This window comes from Citrobacter sp. Cpo015 (genome assembly GCF_030333035.1).
In the GTDB taxonomy this organism is placed as follows: domain Bacteria; phylum Pseudomonadota; class Gammaproteobacteria; order Enterobacterales; family Enterobacteriaceae; genus Citrobacter; species Citrobacter portucalensis.
Window position 1 is genome coordinate 144,016 of the sequence record NZ_JAOWGS010000037.1, and the last position, 26,265, is coordinate 170,280.

The window sequence follows — 26,265 nt, forward strand, 5'->3', positions numbered from 1 at the left end:
TAAGCGATTACATGAAGACGTTAAACTTGAAGTCGATCACAATTCAGGGGCTTGACGATTTACGCATTGATTTCAGAGAGAGGGGGGAAGAACAGAATCGCGGATCACTAAATCCGCAGTGAAACTATTCACGCTGGGACGCTGAGTTGCGCCCTTAAAAAGCTGTATCGCCAGCTGCGAAGCGCAGCGAGCCATGCGCTCAACGGGATAATGCATAGTTGTGAGTGCGGGGTAGAGATAGCGGGCCATCACCACATCATCAAATCCAACGATCGAAAGCTGCTGCGGAAGTGTAATTCCCTGCTGATGGAGGATGCGCATAATCCCGGCGGCCATTACATCATTAAACGTCACCGCTGCGGTGAAAGGAATGCCGCAATTAAGCAGCTGGTGTGCAGCGCGTTCGCCACCTTCTTCATTAAAGGGCACGCTAATCACCCAGTTTTTATCTGGCGTAATGCCATATTCAGCCAGCGCCTGGCGATAGCCTTCCAGTCGCTCACGGCGATCGATAATCGGTAAGTCACTTGTCACGCAGGCAATACAACGGTGCCCCTGTTCCAGGAGATGTAGCGTGGCTGTTTTAGCTGCTTGACTATTTTCCAGCCACACGCAGCGATTGGCCATCCCGGCAATATAGCGGTTCACGACCACCATGGCAGGAAAATGAGCGGCATATCGCAACAGTTCCTTTTCCGACAGCCTACTGGCATGGACCACAATAGCTTCACAGCCCTGGTTTATCAGGAAATCGAGTCCTGATTTTTCCATTCCTTCATCGTGGCCACCGCTGCATACCATCAGCCGAAATTGCTGCTGGCGTGATACTTCTTCCACGCCTCGGGCAAGCCTGGCAAAAAAGGGATCGGCAAGGTTGCCGGTCAATAACCCGAGCATGTCACCGCTGCGTTTCGCTAATGCAATAGCGGCGGCATTGCGATGATAGTTCAGTTCGCGCATGGCTTTTTCAACACGCTCACGCGTCACGGGTTCAACCCATGCGGTTTGATTAATAACACGTGAAACTGTTGCGGTGGACACTCCCGCTAACTCTGCAACATCCTTTATCGTTGCCATGCTGGCTCTTTACCTTTTTAATTCTTAAGAATTTGCTTATCGCTGGGTCTTTTCCTTATCTTATTCAGGTTGGGGGGATTTGTCACCGAGACATCCTCTGAGTATATCTACTCAGAGGCTTATTTTTAGTACTGAATAATTAAATACTATCCTGAGTATTATTATCCTTACATACGATATTCGATCATCCCGCTCTTTTGGGCCACCCAGTCATACAGACGTTGTCCACGGAGATTGGTTTCATGCGTATGCCAGTATAATCTTAACGCGTGGTGTTTTTTGGCTTGTTGTTGGACATACTCGATAAGCTGTTTACCGATATGTTGGCCACGTACCTCTTCACTAACAAATAAATCTTCGAGATAGCAATAGTTGGATTCTGCCCATGTTGAACGATGAAAGAGATAATGCACCAGTCCCACTATTTTTCCATCATATTTGGCAACAGCACAATAAACAGGTTCGCTCGGGGTAAGGAAACGCTCCCACGTTAATTTTGTTACTTCATCTGAAATTTTAGTGCGATAAAATGTTTGATAGTTTATCCATAAAGGAAGCCAACTGGCGTAGTCTTTTTGTTCTGCACTTTCAATAGTAACGGTATTCATGTTAGTCATATATATCCTGATATTTTATACGAGTAATGTGTTAGTATGATGATACTAAGAACTTTATAATTTCTCGTAAAGAGACACTTTCGATATATTGATAGGATCCACTTTTAGTATAAAGGTTAATACAATGAAGAAAAACAATGCGCCTTTATTTCAAGGATTTGTTTTAGGAAAAGGCGCGGTTAAGGAGCAGGTTTACCACATCCTCCGCGATCACATCCTCGAAGGGCGATTGCCGCCAGGAACAAAAATGCCGTCAACCAGGGCATTGTCCGAGATGATGTCAATTTCACGAAACTCAGCGATCGCCGGTTATGACAGGCTATTAGATGAAGGGTATATCCTGACCCGTAAAGGGTCTGGAACATATGTCTCACATAATATTCCGGATCGGAGTATCAGCAATAGCTATCCAAAGATGGCGTCGGGGGACGTTGTCTCGCCTGATGAACAGGTTCACAGCCGAAATAATCCTGTTCGCGATTTGTGGTCAAATGAGTATGAAGGGCGCGGCATGAACCGCCTATTTGCGGTTGGTGTCGGGTGTACGGATCTCTTCCCGCATGCGTTATGGGGAAAGCTACTGCAACGTGTCTGGAGACAATCCCGGCATCAACTGGGCGCTCACACTCATCCTTGCGGGTACCTTCCTTTGAGAAAAGCGGTTTGCCGCTACATTAAAACAACGCGTGGAGTGAACTGTAACGAAGAACAGATAATCATCGTAAATGGTATTCAACAGGCATTGAACATTACTGCACGAGCATTGCTGTCGGCAGGAAGTGATGTTTGGCTGGACGACCCGGGTTACAAAGGCGCTCGCGGAGCCTTCATGTCAGTTGGCGCGATGGTGAGGCCGGTACCGGTAGATAGCGAGGGAATGAACGTCCGCTATGGTATTGATCATTTTCCTGACGCTAAGCTGGCCTATGTCGTCCCGTCGGATCAATATCCATTAAGTGGAACGTTGAGTTTATCCCGACGTTTTGAGTTGCTGGAATGGGCGAAGTCGAATCAGGCATGGATATTTGAAGATGACTATAATAGCGAGTTCCGTTATGCCGACCGTTCTTTACAAGCTCTGCAAGGATTAGATCAGAATCAACGCGTAATCTACGCCGGAACATTTTCTAAAATGATGTACCCGGAATTCCGTTTAGGTTTTTTAGTTGTCCCGCCGGGTTTACAAGAACAGATTATGGTGACGAAATATTTTTCCGATCTTGGCACCAGTTATCTTGAACAGGCTGTGATGGCGAATTTTATTGAGGATGGTCACTATGCCAGTCATGTGCGCCGAATTCGTAAGGCATGCTATGAAAGAAGAACTGCGCTGGTCAATGCTATTCAAGAATACCTGGCTGATAAAATGATTGTGCAACCTTCTGACTCTGGCGTCCATATTGTGTGCTGGCTACAAAACGGATTAACCGGAAATGAAGTTGAGGAGCAAGCCAGATTACTAGGGATGGGAATATTATCACTAAGTCGTTATTACCAGAGCGATGTCTCACGACAGGGGATTTTGATTGGTTTTGCAAATCATCCGGTAGAGGCAATTGTTGATGGGATTCGCCGTTTGGCTCAGGTTATTTAAATTATAATTTATTCAGCTCTTAGCATTAATGCAGTAAATACGTTTCTTTCGCTACGGGCAAAAATATAGTGCCTGTTTTTTGTACAATTAAAGAGTGTGGATCCGTTAAAAACACGCATTGTGGTTCTTTTGGGCCGCTCAGTTTGATCATACCCTGCGCTGGTTTAGTTCTGTTTTGTAAGAGGTACAGATATGCCGGGCGTCTTTAATCAATTCCAACAACCAGTAGGTATGACTTTGTCTGACTGGAAAGGCGCACCCTTTCCACAGGCTCAGCAAATTACAGGTCGCTATTGTAAGCTTGAACGCATTAACACCGAACGCCATGCAAAAGAGTTGTATGAAGCGTACTGCGAAGCAAGCGATTGTCGTGACTGGACATATCTGGCGGTCGGGCCTTTTGAAACTTTTGATGCCTTCCTGGTTTATTTAAAAAACATGGAAGAACAGACAGATCCGATGCATTTTGCCGTGATCGATTTAACCAGTATGAAACCTGTTGGGACGTTTGCTCTTATGCGGATTGATCCCGCAAATGGTGTGATTGAGGTAGGGCATGTTTCTTACTCCGTACGCATGAAACGCACGCGAATTTCAACGGAAGTCATCTCATTGCTTTTAAAGTACGTTTTTGAGGATCTGGGCTATCGCCGCTTTGAATGGAAATGTGATGCCTTCAATGCTCCTTCCCGTAGGGCGGCAGAGCGCTTTGGCTTCAGTTTTGAAGGTATATTTCGGCAGGCTATTGTTACCCGTGGACGAAATCGTGATACCGCATGGTACTCAATCATCGACGGCGAGTACCCGACACTTCGACCTGCCTACGATCTGTGGCTCGATGAGGGTAATTTCGATAGCCAGGGACGGCAGATTCGGCGCCTTGGCGAACTGATGGAAAGGGGATAAAAAAGCTCCCCGAATAAACCGGGGAGCCAGAAAGCGTAGCGCACGCGCAGTATTATTTCTGCCGCGACTCCAGCCAGACCAGCGCCAGCGTGGAGAGTGCGCACATCAGCAGAATGCCGACAAACCAAAACAGATACCACATCGTACGGTCCTCCCTAGTAAAGTTCGTGATTGTGGCGGCGGATCGTTTCTACATTGATTCGTCCCAGCATTTTGTAATAACTCCACACGGTATAAAGCAGAACGATCGGTAGAAAAATCAGCACAATAACCAGCATGATACTGAGCGTCATCTGGCTGGAGGTACTGTCCCACACCGTCAGGCTAGAGAGCGGATACGCGCTTGAAGGCATCACAAACGGAAACAGGGTGATTCCGGCGGTGAAGATCACGCAGGCCTGGGTCAGTGAAGCGCACAGAAATCCCCATACGGCCCGACGTTGCCCGCAGGCATAGATCGCGAGCATCGGGAAAATCATGCCAAGCAGCGGAATAATTAACAGCAGTGGTGACTGATAAAAGTGCGCCATCCACGCGCCCGGTGAGGTCGTTACCATTTTTAATAGCGGGTTGGAAGGACCATTCGGATCCTGGCTAAGTAGCACATAGCCGTCGATCCCCGTCCATAGCCAGTAACCGGCTAACAGAAAGCAGAGCACGACCAGCATTGCGCTACGACGGGTAGCAGAGAGCGCGCGTTGGTGAAGAATGCCGTCGGTCTTCAACTGGAGCCACACGCCCCCTTGCAGAATAACCAGCATCAGGCTTAATGCGCCGCACAGCAGCGCAAAGGGTGAGAGTAACTGCCAGAAAGTGCCCAGGTATTGCACATGAAGCTGTGGTGTGAAGATAAAAGGCACGCCCAGGAACAGGTTGCCGAACGCGACGCCGAAGATAACAGGAGGGACCAGGCTCCCGATAACCAACCCGGTGTCCCACATAGCAAGCCAGTGCGCATTGGCTATTTTGCCGCGATAATCAAAGGCCAACGGGCGAAAGAAAAGAGCACACAGCACCAGGATCATCGCTACATAAAACCCCGAAAATGCGGCGGCATAGACCCGTGGCCAGGCCGCGAATAATGCACCGCCCGCCAGAATGAGCCACACCTGGTTACCTTCCCAGTGCGCCCCGACGCTATTAATCAACACCCGACGCTCATCATCGTTTCGCGCGATCAGCGGTAACAGGCAGCCGACCCCCATATCAAACCCGTCAGTGACCATAAAGGCCACCAGAATGATGCCAATCAGCAGCCACCAAATGAGCCGCAACGTTTCATAATCCAACATGATTGTCTCCTTTATCCCTGTTGTTGCGTTGGTTGCTGGTTATGCATTGCATCTGGACCAAGGCGCGCGTATTTCTGCATCAGGTAGACCTCAGCAATTAAAAACAGGGTGTAAAGCGTGAGAATTAGCCCCATCGAGAAGGCCAGTTGGCCTGCGCTCAGCGCGGAGTGGGCGTACCATGTCGGCAAAATATCCTGAATCGCCCACGGCTGGCGGCCAAACTCCGTCATAAACCAGCCAGCTTCGATGGCAATCCACGGGAGCGGCAGGCTCCACAGCGTCATGCGCAGTACCCAGCGATGCTGGTCGATACGCCAGCGTAAGGTCTGTATCAACGCAATCGCCATCACCAGTAGCAGCAGCGAACCGCAAGCAATCATGATGCGAAAGCTCCAGAACACGGGGGCCACTTGCGGAATGGCGCCGCGTTGCGCGGCCTGATATTGCGCTGGCGTAACGTGGTTCATGTCAGGCGCGTAGTTCGCCAGCAGGATGCCGTAACCCAGATCTTTCTCCACAGCGTGAAAAGCGTTCAGTACCTGAGGCGTGCGGTTACCTTTGGCAATTTCCTGCATCAGTAACCATGCCTCCCGGCCTCGCTGCAGGCGTGGGAGCGCGTCCGCCATCAGGTTTTTCAGCCCCGGAACCGGCGTATCCAAAGAGTGGGTCGCCAGAATACCCAGCAGGGCCGGTATTTTCACGGCAAAGGCGTTACGCTCTTGCTCCTGCTGCGGCCAGGCGATGACATGAAAGGGCGCGGGGGCCGGTTCGGTTTGCCATTCGCCCTCCATTGCCGCCAGTTTTACCGGCTGGATCTGGGCGACCTCATAGGCTGAGCTATCACCCAGTTGTAGCGTGCCGAGGATAGCCAGCGTGCCAAAGACGGAACCCACCGCGAAGGAGCGCCGGGCGAACTCGCGATTGCGACCACGCAGCAAATACCAGGCGCTGATGGACATCACAAACATGGCGCCGGTGACATAACCAGACATCACGGTATGCACAAATTTCACCTGGCTGACGGGGTTAAAGACCAGCTCGCTAAAGCTGCTCATCTCCATGCGCAGAGTATCAATATTAAAGTGAGCGCCAGTTGGATATTGCATCCAGCCGTTGGCGTTGAGGATCCACAGGGCCGAAATGTTAGAGCCAAACGCAACCAGCCAGGTCACCAGTAAATGCTGATACTTGTTTAAGCGCTGCCAGCCAAAGAAGAACAGCCCCACGAAGGTGGATTCAAGAAAGAAGGCCATCAAGGCTTCCATCGCCAGCGGGGCACCGAAAATATCACCCACATAGTTGGAATAGAGCGACCAGTTAGTACCGAACTGAAACTCCATGGTCAGGCCGGTTGCCACGCCGAGCGCAAAGTTAATACCGAATAGCTTTCCCCAGAAACGCGTCATGTCGCGGTAGACTGTTTTGCCGGTCACCACGAACAGGGTTTCCATGATGGCTAGCAAAAAAATCAGCCCCAGCGTCAGGGGAACAAACAGAAAATGGTACAGCGCGGTCAGCGCAAACTGCCAGCGCGATAGGTCAATGACGTCCCACATGCGAACTCCATCAGGCATTAGAGAGTGAATAGGTAAGAAAAAAACGTCAGACCCGCAGTAGACAAGTACGCGGGTCTAAAGAGGGGATCAGGCAGGCGGGCCGGATGCCAGCCAGCCGCAGACTTCATCCAGCCGCTCGAGCGAGTCGAGCAGATCTTCCGGTGCGGCCAACACCAGTTCCGGCAACGGACAGATCTCATAACTCTCAAGCAGAAGCCCTTTCAGGGTATCCAGACAGCGAACATGCCAGACATGGCGCAGCGCCGTGGCGTCGATTTGGCTCTCGCCGTAGCCGATGGTGCGGATTTGAATGTGCCCTTCGCCGCACAGGCGGGCGAGGAACAGGCGATCCGCGTCGCTAATCGGCAGTTGGGTGAGGTTAATGCTATGGGGTTGCGCTGCCGGATCGCGCACGTGCGCCAGCAGTTCCTGGGCCAGCGTCAGGCCATTCATCAACCCATCTATAGGCGGAGGCAGCAGGCTATCGTCCGGCAGCGTATTGATTGTTGCCGCCTGCCACAGCGCCCGTGGCGCGCTACCTGCTTCCAGATGTTCCTGCCATTGCCCCTTGTCATTCTGACAACGCACCCGCCAGATACCGCAGAAAATCGACTCCTGAATCTCGCTCGCCCTGCCGTCAGCATGCTGAATGCGCACGGAAACTTCGCCTTCGCCGAGTAGCGTATTCAGAAAGGTGAGATCGTCTGCATTGAGCGAGGATAAATCCCATCCCAGCACATCCTGTTTGGCGGGAATTCTCTGGGTGAGCTGGTGGCGCACATCGGCTAACAATGCCATCACCGCCGGGCTGTGCGGACAGTTTTCCAGTGTTGCCATGCTGGGGTCGCTGTTGACCTGGCAGGTGAGGGGCAAGGGGTTCATGCTGAAGCTGTCATCACCCGGCTGCGTTCCTGGCCCCAGCAGATGAAAAAAGGAATCGCTCATCATGCAGACTCCGGCGGTATACGTTCTTCAACGAGGGGACGCATCAGGTTGAGCAAGTCGGCCCACGGGTGGATACCGCTGAGAATGCCGCGCAGCTCACCTTGGGTAAACACCAGGGTAGCCGGAAAACGGAACACGCCAAAGCGATCGCCGATCGCCTCGCTGTGTTCAAGATCCGCCATGGCGATGTGCCAGTCAAACTGGGGAAACTCGCGGAGCAACTCGGCAATCATGACCGGGTTATCGCTGACTTCCGGTGTACGGCGGGGATCGCTACTGAGCAGGACCACGCCATTACGCACGCGGGTTATCCAGTCATCCAGTTCAGATGCGCTCAGCGGTTGCCAGCCCTTAGCCAGCATTCGCTGCCATAGCGCAGAAAACGGTTGGTCATTCAACATGTTAATTATCTCTCCAGCGTTACGCGATACTGGCGAATACGCACGCCTTCATAGTTTTCCATCGACAGGCAGTCATAGTTCAGGCAACGCGTTTCATCGCTTATCTGTGGCGCAATGCCCCACGCGGCCAGTTGCGTAAGCGCGGCCTGTTCTGCCGCCGGGAGCTGAGCGCGCGCGATGTCGGTCAGGCTGCCGCCATAGTCGTCCAGCTGTACCGGCTGTAGTCCCACCAGAGCGATGTGCGCGGGGAGATGGCCGCGAATATCCGCCAGAGCCAGCACTTCAGAGAAGCTGTTCTGATGCAGACTCATTTTTTTAGCGCTGAGGTAACTCGGGACTTTGTCTCCGGCGTAAGTTTGCAGGGTTCCCGGCTCAAGCCCGTAGTCGATGGCGTCAAGCAGCAGCAAATGGCTGGCCTGCTCAACGTAGCCCAGCAGATTCAGTCCCTGCGTGCCTCCGTCAACAATCTCTACCGATTCAGGCCAGTGATAATGAGCGTACAGGCGCTCAGCGAGGCGAATACCAAACCCTTCATCTGCCCACAGCAGGTTGCCTAAGCCCATCACGATGACGTTAGGTTCGCTCATGACGCCTCCTTATCGTGCTGACCCTTGGGAAACTTATGGCTACGAAAGCCGTTAATCATGGTTGAGATGACGGTCTCGTCAGACATGATGTCCTCACGAATCGCCATATACACATGGCCTACGATGAAGGCGGCGATGAACCACATCCCTAACCGATGCCAGCTGTGGATATCGAGAGAGTTCCCGCCGGTCCAGTAGAAAAACTCCGTCACATAGCGGAAAGGGGTAAAAATGGCGTACTGGCTATGTTCGCTGTATAAGGCAAAACCGGTGAGGATCATAAAAACGGAAAGCAGGAAATAACCGCACATCGCCGCCTGTGCGATGGGGTTATGACCGATATCATCTCCCGGTTTTTTTTCCAGAAACAGATACCAACGCACCACAGAATACGCACCCTGCCACCAGCTGCGCCGCCAGACCGGCACGATAAACAGTTCGCGTGAATAACGGTTACCGACGAAGGCCCAGTAAATGCGCATCAGCAGTATCACCGTGAACACCATGGCGGCGGCGAAATGCACCAGCCGAATGTCGCCCATATAGAACAGATAAGTGGCCTCACCGCTGACCGACGGCAGCGGTCGGCCAATGAAGTATCCGGTCACCATCAACACCAACATGCAGCCCACCGTCAGCCAGTGCCACAAGCGTACTGGCGCTTCAAACACATAGTGGCTGGTGGCGGTATCACGCGCCTCCCCGACGCGTGGGGATGTTTTTCCAGTCATCGTTCCGTTCCTTAACGCTTAGCGAACCTGGACGGCGATAAGTTCGCTGCCGTCGTCGCCGAGTACGTGGGTTGAACATGCCAGGCAGGGGTCGAAGCTGTGCAAGGTGCGCAGGATCTCCAACGGTTGATCCGGTATCGCCATTTGGGTGCCCATCAGCGCCGCCTCGTAAGCGCCAATTTGTCCCTTTGGATCGCGCGGGCTGGCATTCCAGGTGGTCGGCACCACGCATTGATACAGGTCGATCTTCTGGTCGCGAATCGATGCCCAGTGGCCTAATGCTCCGCGCGGCGCTTCGGTAAAACCGATCCCGCGACAGTGCTGCGGCCAGCTTTCAGGCTCCCACTTTTCGGTATTTGCGGTAGCCAGATTGCCGTTTTTCAGGTTGGTCATCAGCTTGTCGAAGAAATATTGCAGCTTGCTCACGGCCCACTGCGCTTCGTGCGCGCGGCACAGAATACGTCCCAGCGTTGATTGCATACCCGATAGTGGCAGCTTGAGGGCGGACATCATGCGATCCACGGATTCAATCGTGGCGGCATCCCCTTTGTGATAGGCAATCAGCGTACGCGCCAACGGCCCAACTTCCATAGCGTGTCCCCGCCAGCGCGGGGCTTTAATCCACGAATAGCGTTCCTGTTCGTTGAGCTGCTTGATATCGGTATCACTGCCTTTGACATCGCCCGGGTTATACCAAGGTTCAGTAATCCCTTCGAACGGGTGACGGCCTAATTGATCGTCCGGATAACGATACCAGGCATGATCGACAAACTCCTGAATTTGCTGCTGATCGTCCAGGTCCACCGGCATGACGTTGTTAAAATCACCGTTAATCACCGCGCCGCCAGGCATCAACAGGCTCTTCGCGCTGAAGTCATTGGCGATATCCGGGAACGCGCCGTAGCTTAAGACGCACTTATCAGAAAGCCCGGTGCCAATCTGGCTCCAGGGTTTATTGAACTGGCCGATAGCCAGCGCGTCAGGCACCATGACGTTGTTGATGAAGTCGGCGGTGCGGGTGATGATCGACTGCACCAGGTTAAGGCGTTCCATATCGACTGCGCCTACCGCGCCGCTCTGATCGATATTGATAGCGCACGGCATCCCGCCGACAATCCAGTTCGGATGCGGATTCTTACCGCCAAACACCGTATGGATTTTGATGATCTCACGCTGAAAATCGAGCGCTTCCAGATAGTGGGCAAAGCCCATCAGGTTGGCCTCTGGCGACAGCTTGTACTGCCGATGTCCCCAATAACCGTTGCGGAAAATCCCCAACTGACCGCCTTCGACAAATTTCTTCAGGCGATTTTGAACGTCAAAGAAGTAGCCTGGAGAAGACATCGGCCAGGCTGAAAGGCTTTGTGCCAACTGCGATGTGGCGCGCGGGTCTGCTTTCAGTGCATTCAGCACGTCAATCCAGTCCATTCCGGCTAACTGGTAAAAGTGCACCAGATGGTCGTGGCACCACAGCGTCGCCAGCATAATATTGCGAATGATGTTGGCGTTGTCGGGCACCTTTATGCCAATAGCGTCCTCAATGGCATAGACCGAGGCGAGCGCATGTACGCCGGTGCACACTCCGCAAATTCGTTCGACAAATGCCCAGGCATCGCGCGGGTCGCGCCCCTGTAGAATGATCTCCAGCCCGCGGAACATGGTGCCGCAGGAAACCGCGTTGGTGATGATGTTCTGCTCATTAATGTTCACTTCACAACGCATATGGCCTTCAATGCGCGTGATGGGGTCGACAACCAGGCGGCGACCGGCATTATTGACCGTATATCCCTGGGTTTGATACGAATTGCTCATGCCTGTTTATCCTTATTGTCTGGAGATTGTTGTCCGGCGTCGGCTAGTTGCTGTTTGTGGCGGTGGTGTTGATTGACGGCGCTGGCGACTGCGTGAATACCGACACCGGCCGCCACGACGCCTAGCGCGGTGAGGCCCACGGTATCGGCGGTTGAATGCGTCCCCATTTGTGGAATATCAACCACGCGGCTGTAGAACGAACCGCGATCCCAGAAGCCGTTTTCCGAACATCCCAGACAACCGTGGCCGGACTGGATGGGGAAGGAAACGCCACCATTCCAGCGAGTGGTGGAACAGGCGTTATAGGTGGTTGGCCCTTTGCAGCCCATTTTGTACAGGCAATAGCCTTTGCGGGCGGCGTCATCGTCCCAACTCTCAACGAACTCCCCGGCGTCAAAGTGGGCGCGGCGGTAGCATTTATCGTGAATACGCTGACCATAGAACATCAGCGGACGACCCAGACGATCGAGTTCAGGCAAACGATCAAATGTCACCATGTAGGTAATGATGGCGCTCATGACATCCGGAATCGGCGGGCAGCCGGGCACTTTCACGATTGGCTTATCGGTGATCACCTTATCGATCGGCGTAGCCTGGGTAGGGTTAGGCCGGGCAGCCTGCACGCAGCCCCAGGAGGCGCAGGTTCCCCAGGCGATAATCGCGCTGGCTCCTGCTGCGGCTCTTTTTAGCTTTTCAATAAAAGGACGCCCGCTGCTGATGCAAAACATCCCTTGCTCGCCCAGCGGAGGGTTGCCTTCGACTGCCAGAATGTATCGGCCGTGGTAGCGGCTCAGAATGTCTTCAAATACCTCTTCGGCCTGCGTTCCGGCGGCGGCCATCAGCGTGTCGTCGTAATCGAGGGAAATCAGGGAGAGGATGACGTCTTTGGCAAGTGGGTGAGAGGAGCGGATAAATGATTCGGTGCAGCAGGTGCATTCCAGCCCGTGGATCCAGACTACCGGGATCCGGGGTTTGTTCTCCAGCGCCCAGGCAATTCTGGGCGTCATTCCGGCTCCCAACCCAAGCGATGTAGCCGCGAGGCTACAATATTTGAGAAAACTGCGTCTGCTTACGCCTTTGCGACGCATCGCCTGATAAAAGGTCTCCTCGTTATTCGTATTCATAACACGCGTTTCTTCCCCCGTTGAGTTCTGGCGCATGCCGCCAGCGATATCTAAAAAAGCGTATCCGATCGGAAGGGAGAAACAATGCAAAGAGTGTGGTTATGTCCTATTGCGATATTTTCGTACCTGTTATCTGTTTTTCGCTTTCCAGGAATAAAAAAACGCACAGGGGGGATCGCCCTGTGCGTCGGGTTTATCGCGGAAGAACTTAAACCCCAAGGCGATCGCGTAAGCTGTAATATGCCGCCCCCATGGCGGTAAACGGAATGCGCAGGCTGCGGCCTCCCGGGAACGGGTAGTGCGGCAGTTTGGCGAACGCGTCAAAGCGCTCGGCGTCCCCGCGCAGCAGTTCCGAAATCAGCCGTCCTGCCAGGTGAGTACAGGTCACGCCGTGGCCGCTGTAGCCCTGCATATAGTAAATGTTGGTATCAAGACGGCCGAACTGCGGCATACGAGACAGCGTTAACAGGAAATTACCGGTCCAGCGGTAATCAATTTTTACCCCCTGCAATTGCGGGAAGGTCTTCAGCAGTTTCGGCATCACCAGACGCTCAATATCGTCCGGATCGCGAGCGCCGTAGACTACGCCACCGCCGTACAGCAGGCGGTTATCGCCGGTCAGACGGTAGTAATCGAGCAGGTAGTTACAATCTTCCACACAGTAGTTTTTCGGGATCAGCGAACGCGCCATCTCCGCCGACAGCGGTTCGGTGGTTAATACCTGCGTGCCACACGGCATGCTGCTTTTTGCCAGCGCAGGTTCCAGTTTGTCTCCGAGGTAGGCGTTGCCCGCGACGATCACAAAGCGGGCCGTCACCTGGCCTTTTTCAGTGCTTACCACCGCCGGGCTGGTGTGCTGAATACGGGTGACTGGCGACTGTTCGTAGACGCGTCCGCCGTTCAGACGAATGGCGTTAGCTTCGCCAATCGCCAGGTTCAGCGGGTGAATATGACCACCGCTGTGGTCGAGCAGCGCGCCGACATAACGATCGCTGCTGACTTCGCGACGAATTTCACTGCTGTCTAACAGTTCAAGCTGCGTGTTGCCGTAGCGTTCCCAGTTCGACTTCTGCTCTTCCAGCGTTTCCATCTGTTTGTGGTTCAGCGCTACAAACAGCCCGCCGGGACGATAGTCGCATTCGATCTGATAACGCTTGATGCGTTCGCGGATGATATTGCCGCCTTCAAACATCATTCCACCGAGCATTTTAGCGGCGTCCGGGCCATAGGTACGTTCGATGACGTCGATATCGCGACTGTAGGAGTTCACCAACTGACCGCCGTTACGTCCGCTGGCCCCGAAACCAATACGCGCGGATTCCAGTAGCACCACGTCATAACCCATTTCCGCTAAATGCAGGGCGGAGGAGAGTCCGGTATATCCACCGCCCACGACGCAAACATCACAGCTAACCGATTCGCTAAGGGTCGGAAACGGTTCGTACTGATTGGCGCTTGCGGCGTAATAACTGCTGGTATGTTCAGTCATGATTAAGACTCCAGGGAGATCCAGATGGTTTTCAGTTCGCTAAATTTTTCCAGCGCATGCAGGGATTTATCGCGTCCGTTACCGCTTTGCTTATAACCGCCGAACGGCACGGTCATATCACCGTCGTTGTAGTTATTCACGAAGACTGAGCCGGCTTTCAGGCGACGGCTCATACGGTGGGCGCGCGACAAATCGCGGGTCCAGACCGCGGCGCCGAGGCCGTAGTCACTGTCGTTAGCCAGCGCCAGAGCTTCGGCTTCGCTGCTAAAACGGGTGATGACCAGTACCGGGCCGAAGATTTCATCGCGGCTGACGTGGGCCTGCGGTGCGGTATCGACAAAAATCGTCGGGCCGATAGCGGCGGGATGTACGTGGCTGCGGCCATCCAGCGCCAGCGTGCCTTGCGCTTCACCGTCGCGAATAAACGTGTCTACGGTGTCGGCATGCGCATTGTCGATAAGCGTGCCCATCGTGGTTTCCGGATCCAACGGGTTGCCAGGCTGCCAGTTTTTCGCCTGCTCTTTCAGCAGCGCGATAAATTCGTCGGCAATACTCTCTTCCAGCAGCAGGCGCGTACCGGCGATACAGACCTGACCCTGGTTGTAGAAAATGCCTGCCGCTGCATTAGCGGCGGCTTTCGGTAGATCCGGGCAGTCGGCAAACACGATATTGGCGCTTTTACCTCCGGCCTCCAGCCAGACGCGTTTCATGTTGCTGTCGCCAGCATCTTTGAGCAGTTGCTTGCCGGTACGGGTCGAGCCGGTAAAGGTGATCACATCAACATCCGGATGTTGTGACAACGCCTGACCCGCTTCGTGACCATACCCGCTAACAACGCTGAGAACGCCATCGGGCAAACCTGCTTTTTTAGCCAGCGCAGCCAGGCGAATGGCGGTCAGCGGTGATTTTTCGGAAGGCTTGAGGATCACGCTGTTACCCGCAGCCAGTGCCGGGCCGAGTTTCCAGCAGGCCAGCAGCAGAGGAAAGTTCCACGGTACAATGGCGGCAATCACGCCTACCGGTTCGCGCACAATCAGTGCCAGATCGTTCACCGAGGTGGTGGCAACTTCGCCATAGACTTTATCTATAGCTTCGGCATACCAGCGGATGGCGCGTGCCGCGCCGGGAATATCATCACGCAGGCTATGGCGAATCGGTTTACCGGTATCGAGCGTTTCCAGTAGCGCCAGCTCCTCGTGATGCTGCTCCATTAAATCGGCGAGTTTGTGCAGTACCGCTTTGCGCTCTGCGGGTGATGCTTGCGACCAGTCTCCGCGTTCAAACACGGTACGGGCTGCGGTTACCGCGCGGTCCACATCCGCTTTTTTACCGCGGGCGACTTTAGCCAGAGGACGTTGTCCTGCCGGATCCAGCGTAATAAAGGTTTCGTTATCAGCGGCGGCACAATATTCGCCGTTAATAAATAAACGGGTCTCTGGTGAATAATGGCTGGCTTTCTCACGCCAATATTTAAGATTCTGAAAGTTCATAGCTACTCCTTTTATATCAATAAGATAAAGTTCGTTGCTGATCTTTTTCAGGCAAAATCAGGCTGCACGATGCCCCAGGGATGTACCCTGTTAATGCGCGTTATTTAAGAAGGCCTGAGAAACTCAGGCCGCTACTTATTAGAAAGTGGTGGGAGTGTGGGCACTGATGATGCGGCAGATCCCTGCCGAGGTGTTGCTGAAACTGTGTGGTATGCCGGTGTTAATGGCATAGCTTTGTCCTGCAACAAGAGGATACGTTTGACCGTTGATGGTCAGTATCACTTCACCTTCCAGTATTGTGCCAATCTCTTCACCCTGATGTTTAATTCTCTCCCCGGTTGTCGTGCCTGGCTGATAGGTTTCAAACATCATTGCCAGCGTACGATTCGGATTTCCGTTGTGTACCAGCTTCATGGATACTCCCTGACTCCCGATCTCAATCAAATCATCCTGATTGATAACCACCTGCGGTTCGTCAGGCTTTTCCGGTTCCGCGAAGAACTCGGAGAGCGACAGCCCATATACTTTCAATAGCTTTTGCAGCGTACTGATGGCAGGACTGACTTTATCCTGCTCTATGGTGCTGATGGCGCTATGCGTTAACCCAGACAGTTCGGCGGCACGACGCTGCGAAAGACCCAATTGCTGGCGGATCTCTGACAAACGTTTACCCGGCGCCAGGCCGTCATCGCTCATAATTGCATTTCCTTAACTGTAGTGGTCAGAGTCGCTGTTTTTCAGCGAGGTGGTTCTGACAAGCGGTGATAAAACCTTCAAGTAACAAACGCGACAGGGCGTATTCGCTACTGTTCCATTCCGGGTGCCACTGCACGCCGAGCGCGAAAGGATGGTCATGGACGCTGGCAGCTTCCACTAATCCATCCTGCGAGCGTGCTTCCACGCGCAGTTGCGGGCCAAGGGTTTTTGCGCCCTGACCATGCAAGGAGTTAACCCAAAACGTGCTGCAACCTGGTATTAACTGAGATAGCAATCCTCCCTGTTGAACCTGGACTTCATGAGATGGTGCATATTGCTGCTCCACCGGGAGTTCCGCATCTTCACGATGTTCCAGGAACTGTGGATGATCGCACAGGCGACGATACAGAGTCCCGCCAGTGGCGACAACTAATTCCTGCAAGCCCCGGCAGATGGCGAAAATGGGAATGCGCCTTTCGAGCCCGGCGGTAATTAGCGCCATGCTCAGAAGATCACGCCCGGGATCGGCGTCAGACTCATCGCCATTTTCACCATAGAGGTGCGGCTGCACATTGCTTGGGCTTCCTGGCAGGAAGATACCGTCCAGTTTCGGTAACAGCGCGTTCAACAATTCGGGTTCCGCAAGCGCATGGGGAAGCGCTATCGGTAATCCACCGGCATTTAATACCGCATTCAGGTACTTTTCTTGCAGAGTCTGGGTCTGGTGACCCTTAAGCCTGTTCCTACACATCACTACACCAATAACTGGCTTGTCAAATATATTGCCCATGATCGACCTCACGTTTTGGAATAAATTATTGCCAAACGGTTCCTTGTTGTGCCATTCCGTTCATTATTTTCTCAATCTAGCAGTGGAGTAACCTTCTAGCAAACTTAATTTAACATTTGACAAACAATTTGTTTGCATCCAGAGTCGAAGGGTGGACATTATATTTAACAGTTAAATCACAGAACAGCTTACCAGGCCAACGGCGGTGAATCATGGAAACCAATATCGTAGAAGTTGAGAATTTTGTTCAGCATTCTGAAGAGAGACGAAGTAGCGCGTTTGCGCGCGAAGTTAAGCAGTATCTGGAACGCTATCCTAATACGCAGTATGTGGATGTGTTGTTAACCGACCTTAATGGCTGTTTTCGCGGTAAGCGCCTTCCCGTTGCGGGATTGCATAAGTTAGAGAAAGGCTGCTATTTCCCGGCATCCGTTTTCGCGATGGATATTCTGGGCAATGTGGTCGAAGAGGCGGGATTAGGCCAGGAGCTTGGCGAACCCGATCGGACCTGTGTACCCGTGGCAGGTACGTTAACCCCTTCGGCTGCCGATCCGGAATTTATTGCGCAGATGATGCTGACGATGCTGGATGAAGATGGCGCTCCCTTTGACGTTGAGCCGCGGAACGTACTAAACCGACTCTGGCAGAAACTTCGCCAGCGCGGTCTGTTCCCCGTCGTAGCGGTAGAGCTGGAGTTCTATTTACTCGATCGTAAGCGTGACCCCGAAGGTTATCTGCAGCCGCCATGCGCGCCGGGAACGGACGATCGTAATACCCAAAGTCAGGTTTATTCGGTTGATAACCTGAACCACTTTGCTGATGTGCTGAACGATATCGATGAACTGGCCCGTTTGCAGCTGATCCCGGCCGACGGCGCGGTGGCTGAAGCCTCCCCAGGGCAGTTTGAAATCAACCTCTACCATACCGACAACGTGCTCGACGCCTGCGATGACGCGCTGGCGCTGAAACGTCTGGTACGGCTGGTGGCGGAGAAACATAAGATGCATGCCACGTTTATGGCAAAACCTTATGAGGAGCATGCCGGTAGCGGGATGCATATCCACATCAGCGTCATGAATAACAAAGGTGAGAACGTGCTGGCTGATGCGAATGGCGATGATTCCGCGTTATTAAAGCGTGCGCTCGCTGGGATGATTGATCTGATGCCCGCATCAATGGCGCTTCTGGCGCCGAATGTGAACTCCTATCGCCGCTTCCAGCCGGGGATGTATGTTCCGACCCAGGCGTCCTGGGGGCACAACAATCGTACGGTAGCGCTGCGGATTCCCTGCGGCGACCGTGATAACCATCGGGTTGAATATCGCGTAGCGGGGGCTGATGCCAACCCGTATCTGGTGATGTCGACCATTCTGGCGGGGATCCTTCACGGTCTGGATAACGAACTGCCGTTACAAGAAGAAGTTGAGGGTAACGGTCTGGAGCAGGAAGGGCTGCCGTTCCCGATTCGCCAGAGCGATGCACTGTGGGAGTTTATGCAAAATGACAGTCTGCGTGAACTATTGGGTGAGCGGTTTAGCCATGTGTATCACGCCTGTAAAAACGATGAGCTTATCCAGTTTGAACGTCTGATTACCGACACTGAAATTGAGTGGATGCTGAAAAACGCCTGACCGTTGTACAGGTCATTGAAAAAGAAGTCGCATCATGCGGGCTGAGCGGAGCCAGCCCGTAAAAATTGCAGGAATACCTGCCATTTCCCGGATGTCGCGTAATGGAGCGCGGGCGACAACGGGTCTTCAGATAACCGACAGAGTTTGTGACGAGGAAATGTGATGATGCCAATGTTTAAAAACCCGCCCCGCGTGAGTATTCATGGCTCCCGCAGTAAATACGGACCGCATCTGTGCCGTACCCCATTGACGCCTTTTTTATGCCATTCCTCCCCGACACGACCCAGGTCTGCTGTACCCACGTTTCGAACGCAGATCTGGACTCGTAGCGGGGAGGAAAACTATGTCGACTAACTCTTCTGCGGATCATTCTGCCCAGCCGGGCAAAGCACAGCTGCGTAAATCCCTCAAGCTGTGGCAGGTGGTGGTGATGGGGCTTGCCTATCTCACGCCGATGACGGTGTTTGACACCTTTGGCATTGTTTCGGGTATCAGCAATGGCCATGTTCCGGCCTCCTACCTGCTGGCCCTGGCGGGAGTACTGTTTACCGCCATCAGTTATGGAAAGCTGGTGCGCCAGTTTCCACAGGCCGGTTCGGCCTATACCTATGCGCAAAAAGCGATCAACCCGCATGTCGGGTTTATGGTCGGCTGGTCGTCACTGCTTGACTACCTTTTCCTGCCGATGATTAACGTACTATTGGCGAAAATTTACCTTTCCGCGCTGTTCCCGGGGGTTGCGCCATGGATTTGGGTGGTGATGTTCGTCGCGATCCTCACCGCGGCCAATCTGAAAAGCGTTAATCTGGTAGCGAACTTCAATGCGCTGTTTGTACTGGTGCAGGTGGCGATCATCGTGGTGTTCATTTTCCTCGTGGTGCAGGGGCTGCACAAAGGGGAAGGGGTTGGGACCGTCTGGTCGCTGCAACCGTTTATCAGCCAGAATGCGCATTTGATCCCGATTATCACCGGGGCGACCATTGTCTGCTTCTCGTTTCTCGGCTTTGACGCGGTGACGACTCTATCTGAAGAGACGCCGGATGCTGCGCGCACCATCCCGAAAGCTATTTTTCTTACCGCGCTGTACGGTGGGCTGATCTTCATTGCCGCCTCGTTCTTTATGCAACTGTTCTTCCCGGACATTAGCCGATTCAAAGACCCGGATGCGGCGCTACCGGAGATTGCGCTGTACGTCGGCGGCAAGCTGTTCCAGTCTATTTTCCTGTGTACCACCTTTGTGAATACGCTGGCTTCAGGTCTGGCGTCGCATGCCAGCGTTTCGCGTCTGCTGTACGTGATGGGCCGCGATAACGTCTTCCCGGAGAAGTACTTTGGTTATGTCCATCCCAAATGGCGTACTCCCGCGTTGAACGTCATCATGGTCGGGATTGTGGCGCTGTCGGCCCTGTTTTTTGACCTGGTGACTGCCACGGCGTTGATTAACTTTGGTGCGCTGGTGGCCTTTACGTTCGTTAATCTCTCCGTGTTTAACCACTTCTGGCGTCGTGAAGGACGCAAGCATACCTGGCAGGAGAAGCTGCACTATCTGGTATTGCCAATGGTCGGTGCCGCCACGGTTGCCGTACTGTGGGTGAATCTTGAGGTGACATCGCTGACGTTGGGACTGGTATGGGCCGGCGTTGGGCTGGTGTATCTTGCCTGGCTGACCGGACGTTTTCGCAAACCGCCGCCGCAGTTTGACGCCGCGAAATCTGAGCGCGCCTGGGAGTGATGGAAGCTGAATTGGCCGTAGCATTCGGCTGAGTTGAGTTAAAAATGAAACACGGTATGTCGCGGCAAACGGCCGCGGCATACCTGCTTTAATTAAAGTCCCGCTTGCTTTAGGGAATAAAAAAACCGGCACGGGAGCCGGTAAGTGAATCAATGTAGGAATATAATTATTATTATAATTACTGAATTATAATTCAGCCAACTCAATAGGAACGGGTTTCCCTATATGGTATCCCTGTAACCAACCAATACCCATCGTAATTAGCATCTTTTCAATTTCCTCATTTTCAACAAACTCAGCGACTACTTCCATGTTCTTGAGTTTTGCTACTTCGCAGAAGGATCTGACGGCGCATCGACTAAATTCATCGGTCAATATATTACGGATGAAGGAACCATCAATTTTCAGAATGTCTGCGTCTAACGTTCGTAGTCGTGAATAGCTTGATGCTCCTGTGCCAAAATCATCAATAGCAATTTTAGAACCGGCTTTACGTAGCGCTCTCAGAACATCAGTGACATTAGCGTTGTCAATAATATCTGATTCAATAACTTCAAATATTATACGTTCAGGTGCTATTGAGTATTTTCTAAACAATGTAAAAACATTATCAAGAAAATCAATTTTATTAAGCGAGTCAGGCGTCAGATTAATGGAGAAGTGACTGTTTGGGTCAGATTTCTGCCGTGACTGTATAAAACGAAATGTTTGCTCTATAACAGTGATATCCAGCGCAGGAAGTAATCCTGCCTCGCGAGCAACTGGTAGGATGGTGTCTGGAAAGATTAACTTACCATCAACCATTTTTATCCGAATAAGTATCTCGTGATAACGTGTCAGTCCCGTGGTTGAAACGATCGGCTGAACAACCAGCATCGTTGATACGATGGGTTGAGCCATAAGCTCAAACGACTTTCTGTCAATTGCCTTTTGCAACATATGACGAATGACAGCCTGGCTGACAATTTTATCACCTGGCACTTGCGGGCTGAGTAACAACGGTTGCCCCTGCATTAACGAGATGTAGCTTTGGGTATTAAGATGCTTAATTGCTTGAGATAAATTTTTAATCAGGTTTTTCTCGGTGGTATACGCCACACCACAAGATAGCCCTAATTGGTAGTCCTTCCAGATAAAACGAAAAGAGTTTAGGTCCTTGTAGAGATCAGGAATATCAGGGACAGCATTAAGGCGAAGAATTATTCCATGACCTGGTGCGTAATAAATGTCACCTGTACCCTTAATCAATTTACGTACATATGCACTTAGCGCTTTTACAAATTCAAAACGGAATTCTATGCCGTGAGTTTGCTCCAGCGTATTCAACTCTGTACAACGGATGTAACACAAGCACTCTGTTGCGTGTTTACGGATGTCCATTTGCAGGGCCTGAAAGTTAGGCAGTCCGGTGTTAGGCTCTGATCTAAAAAGTTGTTTGAGGCGGCGGAGATATTTTCGGTTATGAACCACAAGTACACCGGTAACAACAATCGTAATAGAAAAGACAAACACTATCGTGGAGGAAATCACGAGGCTATGTAAATAATTATTATAGTTAGCAGGTGGAATATAACTGTTTATATAATATCCCAACAGGATAAGCATTGTTACCCATACAGGGGATATCAAAGCATGGCCAATACAGATCACTCCCCATAGCATTACTGGAAGTAACCACAGTAATGAATAGTCTGTAAATATAAGAATATCCTCTCTGATGACGATCAAAGCGGACATAATGCAGAGTAACAACACCAGCCATAATACTTGATACAGAATAGGAGGGCCGGATTTTATCAGCGCCTTTACTTGTCTAATGTATAGAATGCACCATGCAGGATTTTGAACGCTTCTAAGCAACAGATAACAAAAAGGGATGCCAGTCAGGCAAGAGTTCATCAGCCACTGTAAGTTAATTAATGTTTGTAGTGTAAAAAGGTTTGCGATCGGTGCAGAGGCTGTGTTCGACTGGAACCAGTGATCAATTGAGATGAATAGTAAGGCGTTGCAACACACGAGCCAGACAATACGCAGGGTTGTAAGCTGGCTACGACCAAAGCTAACCGCGCCTCGTTTGCCTGTCGAGAAAAAGTAGAGTGTCTGGCTAATGAGAGCAGCCAGTAGCTGAGCCGTTAGTGTGAATACCGAAGATAAAGAGTAAGAGTAAAGCGCATACAAGAAAAAGGCAGCCAAAATTGGCAGCGCCTTTTGCCGGTATAAAACCAGCAGTGCAGAAATGAGAGGTAAAGTGAGATCGTAAAAATGCAGTGTTATACCCGTAACATCCTCTTGCTTACTGAGATGACCTGCGACCAGCTGTAATGCAAAAAACGCGATGCCGACACAAAAATAGTCTCTAAATGTATTAATGAAATTTATACTTTCCGTTTTTCTTAGCAATATCATCATTCGCAATTCTCAGTGAGTTATCACCGTTCTCGATTTAAGTCATCTACTTAAAACAGGTTAGACTAGAGGTTTGAAATGTGTATTTTTGGATCTTTTCGCTAATTGAAAACTATTCTAAAGTATGTTATATGGATTTTTTGAATGTGACCCTCGATAATTTCACTGTGTTTCACAACGCAGGGGAGAACAATCTTTGTGGCTGTACTGATAATAAAAGTTGCGTCAGAAGTCATTATTTCAGACAGAATAGTCGATCGATAAAAACGATCAATATAAATTTTTTGATAGTTTTCATCGATAGGTTTGGCAGAACATAAATACCATGAAAGATCGATGAAAGCTATTGAATTGTTATTATTTAATGTTATTTGTTTCGTGAATGTTAGTTAGGCTACTCTTTTTTAATATTAACTAATGGCTACACCTTGATATGAAAATCATTCTTTTATTGCCAGGAAAGTGAGTTTCCCCACCTTCCCACAACACACTCAATTGTTAATCATTAACGAGGCTGCTGCTGTGTCGCGCAGTGAATACCGCCGCCACCGGCAGCGATACCGTCGATATTCAACTGAATAATTTCACGATCGGCAAACAGCTCCTGCAAAATAGTATGGGTATTACGATCGGTGCGCTTATCGCCAAATTGCGGTGCAATGACGGCATCATTACACAGATAAAAATTGATATACCCCGCGGCGAAATCATCGCTCGCATAAGTCTGGCGGATGGTAGAAGGTCCTTCCAGCGTGACTACCTCCAACCGTCGGCCTTTGGCATCCGTGGCGGCCCGTAATATGTCCAGATGACGTCGGGTGATCGCGTAATCAAAGGATGACGGATCCTGCTCAAGACCCGCCACCACCGTACCCGGATGCGTGAATCGGGCGTAAAAATCTGTATGGCCGTCGGTAATATCCTTGCCGGCAATACCCGGCAACCAGATGATTTTCTCCAGACCTAGTAGTCGCTTTAGTTCTTCTTCGCATTCGGCTTTGCTGACGCCAGGATTACGGTTGGAGTTAAGCACGCAGCTCTCGGTAATAATCGCCGTGCCTTCGCCGTCCACCTCAATACCGCCACCTTCCAGAGTCAGTACCGAGGGGATAAACTCGGCATGAACGTAATCAGTAACAAATTCAGCCACATCGGCATCTCGTTCGTGCTCTTGCTTATTGCCCCAGCCGTTGAAATTAAATCCCACACCGCCGAGCGCGCCGCTGGCGCTTTTCACAAACACCGGCCCGGTGTCGCGGATCCACAGATCGTCTATTGGGTGAACCAGAAGATTGACTGACGGCCCGCACAGACGCGCGGCGAGCTCGCTGTCTTCTTCGCGTACTAACATATTAACGGGTTCAAATGCGGCGATGGTTTTGGCAACTAACGCCAGGTTTTCCTGCACCACCGGTAGCAGATGAGGTTCCCAGATCTCCGCACTGGCACCAAACGCCATCCAGGTTGCCGTATGTGGTGCGCCTTCATCAGGCATTTGCCAGCGGCGGTTCTCTGTTGCGCGGGCAAATTGGCTAAAGCTGAAGCCCGTCATACCGGCGAGTAGCATACTCGTTGAAGTCACCAGGCCTTGCCTGACGAATGAACGTCTTGTCATCATAGGATTAACCTTTGCGTATTTTTACCTGATATCAGGTGAATAAAATAATAATAGATAATAAATATTCTGCGTATTTTAAATATTGAATAATAAATAAAGTGATCGCGGGTAAATTTCACACGAAATATAGCACAAGAGATATGCGTTGCAATCTCTTAGTTTTATATAATGAGTGAGACTGGCGACTATTAATATTTATCAACTATATATTTATATATAATTTATATTTATCAGCATGAACATATGGCACGCCGTTAGCTCTGAGCCCCGTCTGACGGGCCTTGCCGTGGATTGTGATCTGGCCGATTGTTCTGTTGTATTTATTAATGCCATGAACCGTGTGGACTATAGTAAAGATGGCCGTTATTTCTCATCATTAATAACCGTGAGTGGGGGATGTGAATGAAGAAGATACTGATGCTGGTCGGAGATTATGTCGAAGATTATGAAACGATGGTGCCTTTTCAGGCTTTGCAAATGCTTGGGCATCGTGTGGAGGCCGTCTGTCCGGATAAAAGTCAGGGTGACTACGTTCAAACCGCCATTCACGATTTTGATGGGGCACAGACATACAGTGAAAAGCCGGGGCATCGTTTTACGTTAAATGCGAATTTTGCCGAGGCGCGGGCCGCCGATTACGACGCACTGTTGATCCCCGGCGGGCGTGCTCCGGAATATCTTCGACTGAATCCAGATGTCATTAAGCTGGTGCAAGATTTCAACACTGCCGGTAAGCCTATCGCCGCAGTTTGTCATGGGCCCCAACTGTTAGCGGCGGCGGGGGTGTTAGAAAACCGGACCTGTAGCGCTTATCCGGCCTGTGCGCCCGAGGTTCGTCTGAGCGGTGGACATTATGCCGATATTGGCATTGATCAGGCCTACGTTGATGGCAATCTGGTGACGGCACCAGCATGGCCCGCGCATCCGCAATGGTTAGCTAAATTTGTTGAAGTATTAATGAAGTAAGCGATGATGCGATGAAAAAGTCGGTATAACCTGCCAGGCTATACCGACTGCATTTATTACCTCTGCATGAGTGCGAACACGCCCCACCCGATATATTCCCGGGTGAATGCAACGTGGCGGACTGGTGAACTTCTCAGTTGTTCTCTGACTTCGGCGGCAAACTCATCGTCCGGATTTGCCTCCAGCCACCGGCGCATCGTCAACCATTTTGCCGCCTCGTATCTGTCCCAACCTTCCTGGTCAGCCAGTACCATTTCCACCACGTCATAACCGAGCAGGTCGAAAGACGAAACGAGTTCTGGCAGAGAAAGAAAATCGGCTACTGAAGCCGCGCCGCAAGCCATAGCGATCTCCTCCGTTGCGGGCATCTGACGCCAGTACGGTTCGCCGATGAGCAGGATCCCGCCTGGTTTGAGACTTTGTTCCAGCTGTTTGATCGTTCCGGCAACGCCGCCGGCAATCCAGGTTGCACCAACGCAGGCGGCAATATCGAATTTTTCTTCGGCGATATAACCTGTTGCATCGGCATGAATAAAACGCACGTGCTCAGTGACGCCCAATTCACTTGCCCGCAGGGTGGCTTGCTCACTGAATAACTGGCTCATATCGATACCAACGCCGGAAATTCCATGATCGCGTGCCCAGGTGCACAACATCTCGCCCGAGCCGCTGCCGAGATCCAGGATGCGGGTTCCTGGGGGCATCCGTAAAACCTGACCTAACGTCGCATATTTTTGCGCGGTGAACGGATTATGAATGCGATGTGCGCTTTCGCTGATCGTAAAAATCTTCGGGATATCCATCT

General features: G+C 51.6%; 23 protein-coding genes. 5 read left to right on the forward strand and 18 right to left on the reverse strand.

The features are described 5' to 3' along the window. Nucleotides 1–72 precede the first annotated feature (72 nt). Nucleotides 73–1,077, reverse strand: coding sequence for a LacI family DNA-binding transcriptional regulator (locus OGY67_RS16485; protein WP_008783828.1), 1,005 nt, complete (start codon nucleotides 1,075–1,077; stop codon nucleotides 73–75). Between the two features lie 167 nt (nucleotides 1,078–1,244). Beyond that, nucleotides 1,245–1,694: a GNAT family N-acetyltransferase gene (locus tag OGY67_RS16490; protein ID WP_286574205.1), complete on the reverse strand. Its 450-nt coding sequence runs from the start codon at nucleotides 1,692–1,694 to the stop codon at nucleotides 1,245–1,247. A gap of 124 nt (nucleotides 1,695–1,818) precedes the next feature. On the opposite strand from OGY67_RS16490, the gene pdxR reads away from it, so the two are divergent. Then, complete coding sequence (pdxR, locus tag OGY67_RS16495) at nucleotides 1,819–3,288, forward strand: MocR-like pyridoxine biosynthesis transcription factor PdxR (RefSeq protein WP_186413686.1); 1,470 nt, start codon at nucleotides 1,819–1,821, stop codon at nucleotides 3,286–3,288. Between the two features lie 192 nt (nucleotides 3,289–3,480). Next, complete coding sequence (locus OGY67_RS16500; RefSeq protein WP_032942443.1) at nucleotides 3,481–4,194, forward strand: GNAT family N-acetyltransferase; 714 nt, start codon at nucleotides 3,481–3,483, stop codon at nucleotides 4,192–4,194. A 52-nt stretch (nucleotides 4,195–4,246) separates the two neighbouring features. Here OGY67_RS16500 and cbdX read toward each other — a convergent pair whose 3' ends face one another. The 13 genes from cbdX to puuD all read right to left on the reverse strand — a co-directional run bounded on the left by cbdX (nucleotide 4,247) and on the right by puuD (nucleotide 17,107). Continuing rightward, a complete protein-coding gene (gene cbdX / locus OGY67_RS16505; RefSeq protein WP_003830863.1) occupies nucleotides 4,247–4,336 on the reverse strand; it encodes a cytochrome bd-II oxidase subunit CbdX in 90 nt (29 codons plus the stop codon). Between the two features lie 13 nt (nucleotides 4,337–4,349). Next, nucleotides 4,350–5,486 (reverse strand): cytochrome d ubiquinol oxidase subunit II, encoded by a 1,137-nt coding sequence (appB, locus tag OGY67_RS16510; RefSeq protein ID WP_286574208.1) that lies wholly within the window; start codon nucleotides 5,484–5,486, stop codon nucleotides 4,350–4,352. Nucleotides 5,487–5,497: 11 nt separating this feature from the next. Further along, entirely contained in the window at nucleotides 5,498–7,042 is a 1,545-nt protein-coding gene (gene appC / locus OGY67_RS16515) for a cytochrome bd-II oxidase subunit 1 (protein ID WP_286574210.1), read from the reverse strand. 87 nt (nucleotides 7,043–7,129) lie between these two features. Then, nucleotides 7,130–7,987 carry a hydrogenase expression/formation protein gene (locus OGY67_RS16520; RefSeq protein WP_167820345.1) on the reverse strand — a complete coding sequence of 286 codons (858 nt, stop codon included), beginning with the start codon at nucleotides 7,985–7,987 and terminating at the stop codon, nucleotides 7,130–7,132. Continuing rightward, complete coding sequence (gene hyaE, locus OGY67_RS16525) at nucleotides 7,987–8,388, reverse strand: hydrogenase-1 operon protein HyaE (protein WP_048236031.1); 402 nt, start codon at nucleotides 8,386–8,388, stop codon at nucleotides 7,987–7,989. Before hyaE ends, OGY67_RS16520 begins: the two co-directional genes overlap by 1 nt. Nucleotides 8,389–8,393: 5 nt before the next feature. Then, nucleotides 8,394–8,975 (reverse strand): hydrogenase 1 maturation protease, encoded by a 582-nt coding sequence (gene hyaD / locus OGY67_RS16530; protein WP_008783836.1) that lies wholly within the window; start codon nucleotides 8,973–8,975, stop codon nucleotides 8,394–8,396. Further along, nucleotides 8,972–9,706 carry a Ni/Fe-hydrogenase b-type cytochrome subunit gene (hyaC, locus tag OGY67_RS16535; protein ID WP_032942451.1) on the reverse strand — a complete coding sequence of 245 codons (735 nt, stop codon included), beginning with the start codon at nucleotides 9,704–9,706 and terminating at the stop codon, nucleotides 8,972–8,974. Before hyaC ends, hyaD begins: the two co-directional genes overlap by 4 nt. 18 nt (nucleotides 9,707–9,724) lie before the next feature. Further along, complete coding sequence (gene hyaB / locus OGY67_RS16540; RefSeq protein WP_286574213.1) at nucleotides 9,725–11,518, reverse strand: Ni/Fe-hydrogenase large subunit; 1,794 nt, start codon at nucleotides 11,516–11,518, stop codon at nucleotides 9,725–9,727. Next, nucleotides 11,515–12,642 (reverse strand): hydrogenase 1 small subunit, encoded by a 1,128-nt coding sequence (hyaA, locus tag OGY67_RS16545; protein ID WP_286574214.1) that lies wholly within the window; start codon nucleotides 12,640–12,642, stop codon nucleotides 11,515–11,517. The genes hyaB and hyaA overlap by 4 nt, the downstream gene beginning before the upstream one ends. A gap of 208 nt (nucleotides 12,643–12,850) precedes the next feature. Continuing rightward, entirely contained in the window at nucleotides 12,851–14,131 is a 1,281-nt protein-coding gene (locus OGY67_RS16550) for an NAD(P)/FAD-dependent oxidoreductase (RefSeq protein WP_057068772.1), read from the reverse strand. 2 nt (nucleotides 14,132–14,133) lie between these two features. Then, a complete protein-coding gene (gene puuC / locus OGY67_RS16555) occupies nucleotides 14,134–15,621 on the reverse strand; it encodes an aldehyde dehydrogenase PuuC (protein ID WP_279850371.1) in 1,488 nt (495 codons plus the stop codon). 138 nt (nucleotides 15,622–15,759) lie between these two features. Beyond that, nucleotides 15,760–16,317 carry an HTH-type transcriptional regulator PuuR gene (gene puuR, locus OGY67_RS16560; protein ID WP_003830877.1) on the reverse strand — a complete coding sequence of 186 codons (558 nt, stop codon included), beginning with the start codon at nucleotides 16,315–16,317 and terminating at the stop codon, nucleotides 15,760–15,762. Nucleotides 16,318–16,342: 25 nt separating this feature from the next. Then, nucleotides 16,343–17,107: a gamma-glutamyl-gamma-aminobutyrate hydrolase gene (gene puuD / locus OGY67_RS16565; protein WP_003830878.1), complete on the reverse strand. Its 765-nt coding sequence runs from the start codon at nucleotides 17,105–17,107 to the stop codon at nucleotides 16,343–16,345. A 212-nt stretch (nucleotides 17,108–17,319) separates the two neighbouring features. On the opposite strand from puuD, the gene OGY67_RS16570 reads away from it, so the two are divergent. Together OGY67_RS16570 and OGY67_RS16575 are read left to right on the forward strand one after the other, a co-directional pair. Continuing rightward, a complete protein-coding gene (locus OGY67_RS16570; protein WP_003830879.1) occupies nucleotides 17,320–18,738 on the forward strand; it encodes a glutamine synthetase family protein in 1,419 nt (472 codons plus the stop codon). Nucleotides 18,739–19,081: 343 nt separating this feature from the next. Further along, nucleotides 19,082–20,470, forward strand: coding sequence for an APC family permease (locus OGY67_RS16575; RefSeq protein WP_048236023.1), 1,389 nt, complete (start codon nucleotides 19,082–19,084; stop codon nucleotides 20,468–20,470). 186 nt (nucleotides 20,471–20,656) lie between these two features. On the opposite strand, the gene OGY67_RS16580 is transcribed toward OGY67_RS16575, so the two are convergent. Both OGY67_RS16580 and OGY67_RS16585 read right to left on the reverse strand, forming a co-directional pair. Beyond that, nucleotides 20,657–22,879 carry an EAL domain-containing protein gene (locus tag OGY67_RS16580; protein ID WP_286574218.1) on the reverse strand — a complete coding sequence of 741 codons (2,223 nt, stop codon included), beginning with the start codon at nucleotides 22,877–22,879 and terminating at the stop codon, nucleotides 20,657–20,659. 502 nt (nucleotides 22,880–23,381) lie between these two features. After that, nucleotides 23,382–24,494, reverse strand: a complete 1,113-nt coding sequence (locus tag OGY67_RS16585; RefSeq protein WP_286574220.1) for an agmatine deiminase family protein — start codon at nucleotides 24,492–24,494, stop codon at nucleotides 23,382–23,384. Between the two features lie 402 nt (nucleotides 24,495–24,896). On the opposite strand from OGY67_RS16585, the gene OGY67_RS16590 reads away from it, so the two are divergent. After that, nucleotides 24,897–25,460 (forward strand): DJ-1/PfpI family protein, encoded by a 564-nt coding sequence (locus OGY67_RS16590; RefSeq protein WP_286574222.1) that lies wholly within the window; start codon nucleotides 24,897–24,899, stop codon nucleotides 25,458–25,460. Between the two features lie 56 nt (nucleotides 25,461–25,516). Here the strand turns inward: OGY67_RS16590 and OGY67_RS16595 are convergent, their stop codons facing one another. Further along, on the reverse strand, nucleotides 25,517–26,263 hold the full coding sequence (locus tag OGY67_RS16595) for an SAM-dependent methyltransferase (protein ID WP_008783845.1): 747 nt from the start codon (nucleotides 26,261–26,263) through the stop codon (nucleotides 25,517–25,519). Nucleotides 26,264–26,265 lie beyond the last annotated feature (2 nt).

Coding starts and splice junctions, on each gene's coding strand:
- cbdX (WP_003830863.1), bottom strand. CDS start 4,336: ATGTGGTATCTGTTTTGGTTTGTCGGCATTCTGCTGATGTGCGCACTC.
- puuC (WP_279850371.1), bottom strand. CDS start 15,621: ATGAACTTTCAGAATCTTAAATATTGGCGTGAGAAAGCCAGCCATTAT.
- OGY67_RS16590 (WP_286574222.1), top strand. CDS start 24,897: ATGAAGAAGATACTGATGCTGGTCGGAGATTATGTCGAAGATTATGAA.
- puuR (WP_003830877.1), bottom strand. CDS start 16,317: ATGAGCGATGACGGCCTGGCGCCGGGTAAACGTTTGTCAGAGATCCGC.
- OGY67_RS16580 (WP_286574218.1), bottom strand. CDS start 22,879: ATGATGATATTGCTAAGAAAAACGGAAAGTATAAATTTCATTAATACA.
- hyaE (WP_048236031.1), bottom strand. CDS start 8,388: ATGTTGAATGACCAACCGTTTTCTGCGCTATGGCAGCGAATGCTGGCT.
- appC (WP_286574210.1), bottom strand. CDS start 7,042: ATGTGGGACGTCATTGACCTATCGCGCTGGCAGTTTGCGCTGACCGCG.
- hyaA (WP_286574214.1), bottom strand. CDS start 12,642: ATGAATACGAATAACGAGGAGACCTTTTATCAGGCGATGCGTCGCAAA.
- OGY67_RS16520 (WP_167820345.1), bottom strand. CDS start 7,987: ATGAGCGATTCCTTTTTTCATCTGCTGGGGCCAGGAACGCAGCCGGGT.
- puuD (WP_003830878.1), bottom strand. CDS start 17,107: ATGGGCAATATATTTGACAAGCCAGTTATTGGTGTAGTGATGTGTAGG.
- OGY67_RS16550 (WP_057068772.1), bottom strand. CDS start 14,131: ATGACTGAACATACCAGCAGTTATTACGCCGCAAGCGCCAATCAGTAC.
- OGY67_RS16585 (WP_286574220.1), bottom strand. CDS start 24,494: ATGATGACAAGACGTTCATTCGTCAGGCAAGGCCTGGTGACTTCAACG.
- OGY67_RS16490 (WP_286574205.1), bottom strand. CDS start 1,694: ATGACTAACATGAATACCGTTACTATTGAAAGTGCAGAACAAAAAGAC.
- OGY67_RS16570 (WP_003830879.1), top strand. CDS start 17,320: ATGGAAACCAATATCGTAGAAGTTGAGAATTTTGTTCAGCATTCTGAA.
- pdxR (WP_186413686.1), top strand. CDS start 1,819: ATGAAGAAAAACAATGCGCCTTTATTTCAAGGATTTGTTTTAGGAAAA.
- OGY67_RS16500 (WP_032942443.1), top strand. CDS start 3,481: ATGCCGGGCGTCTTTAATCAATTCCAACAACCAGTAGGTATGACTTTG.
- OGY67_RS16575 (WP_048236023.1), top strand. CDS start 19,082: ATGTCGACTAACTCTTCTGCGGATCATTCTGCCCAGCCGGGCAAAGCA.
- hyaC (WP_032942451.1), bottom strand. CDS start 9,706: ATGACTGGAAAAACATCCCCACGCGTCGGGGAGGCGCGTGATACCGCC.
- appB (WP_286574208.1), bottom strand. CDS start 5,486: ATGTTGGATTATGAAACGTTGCGGCTCATTTGGTGGCTGCTGATTGGC.
- OGY67_RS16595 (WP_008783845.1), bottom strand. CDS start 26,263: ATGGATATCCCGAAGATTTTTACGATCAGCGAAAGCGCACATCGCATT.
- OGY67_RS16485 (WP_008783828.1), bottom strand. CDS start 1,077: ATGGCAACGATAAAGGATGTTGCAGAGTTAGCGGGAGTGTCCACCGCA.
- hyaB (WP_286574213.1), bottom strand. CDS start 11,518: ATGAGCAATTCGTATCAAACCCAGGGATATACGGTCAATAATGCCGGT.
- hyaD (WP_008783836.1), bottom strand. CDS start 8,975: ATGAGCGAACCTAACGTCATCGTGATGGGCTTAGGCAACCTGCTGTGG.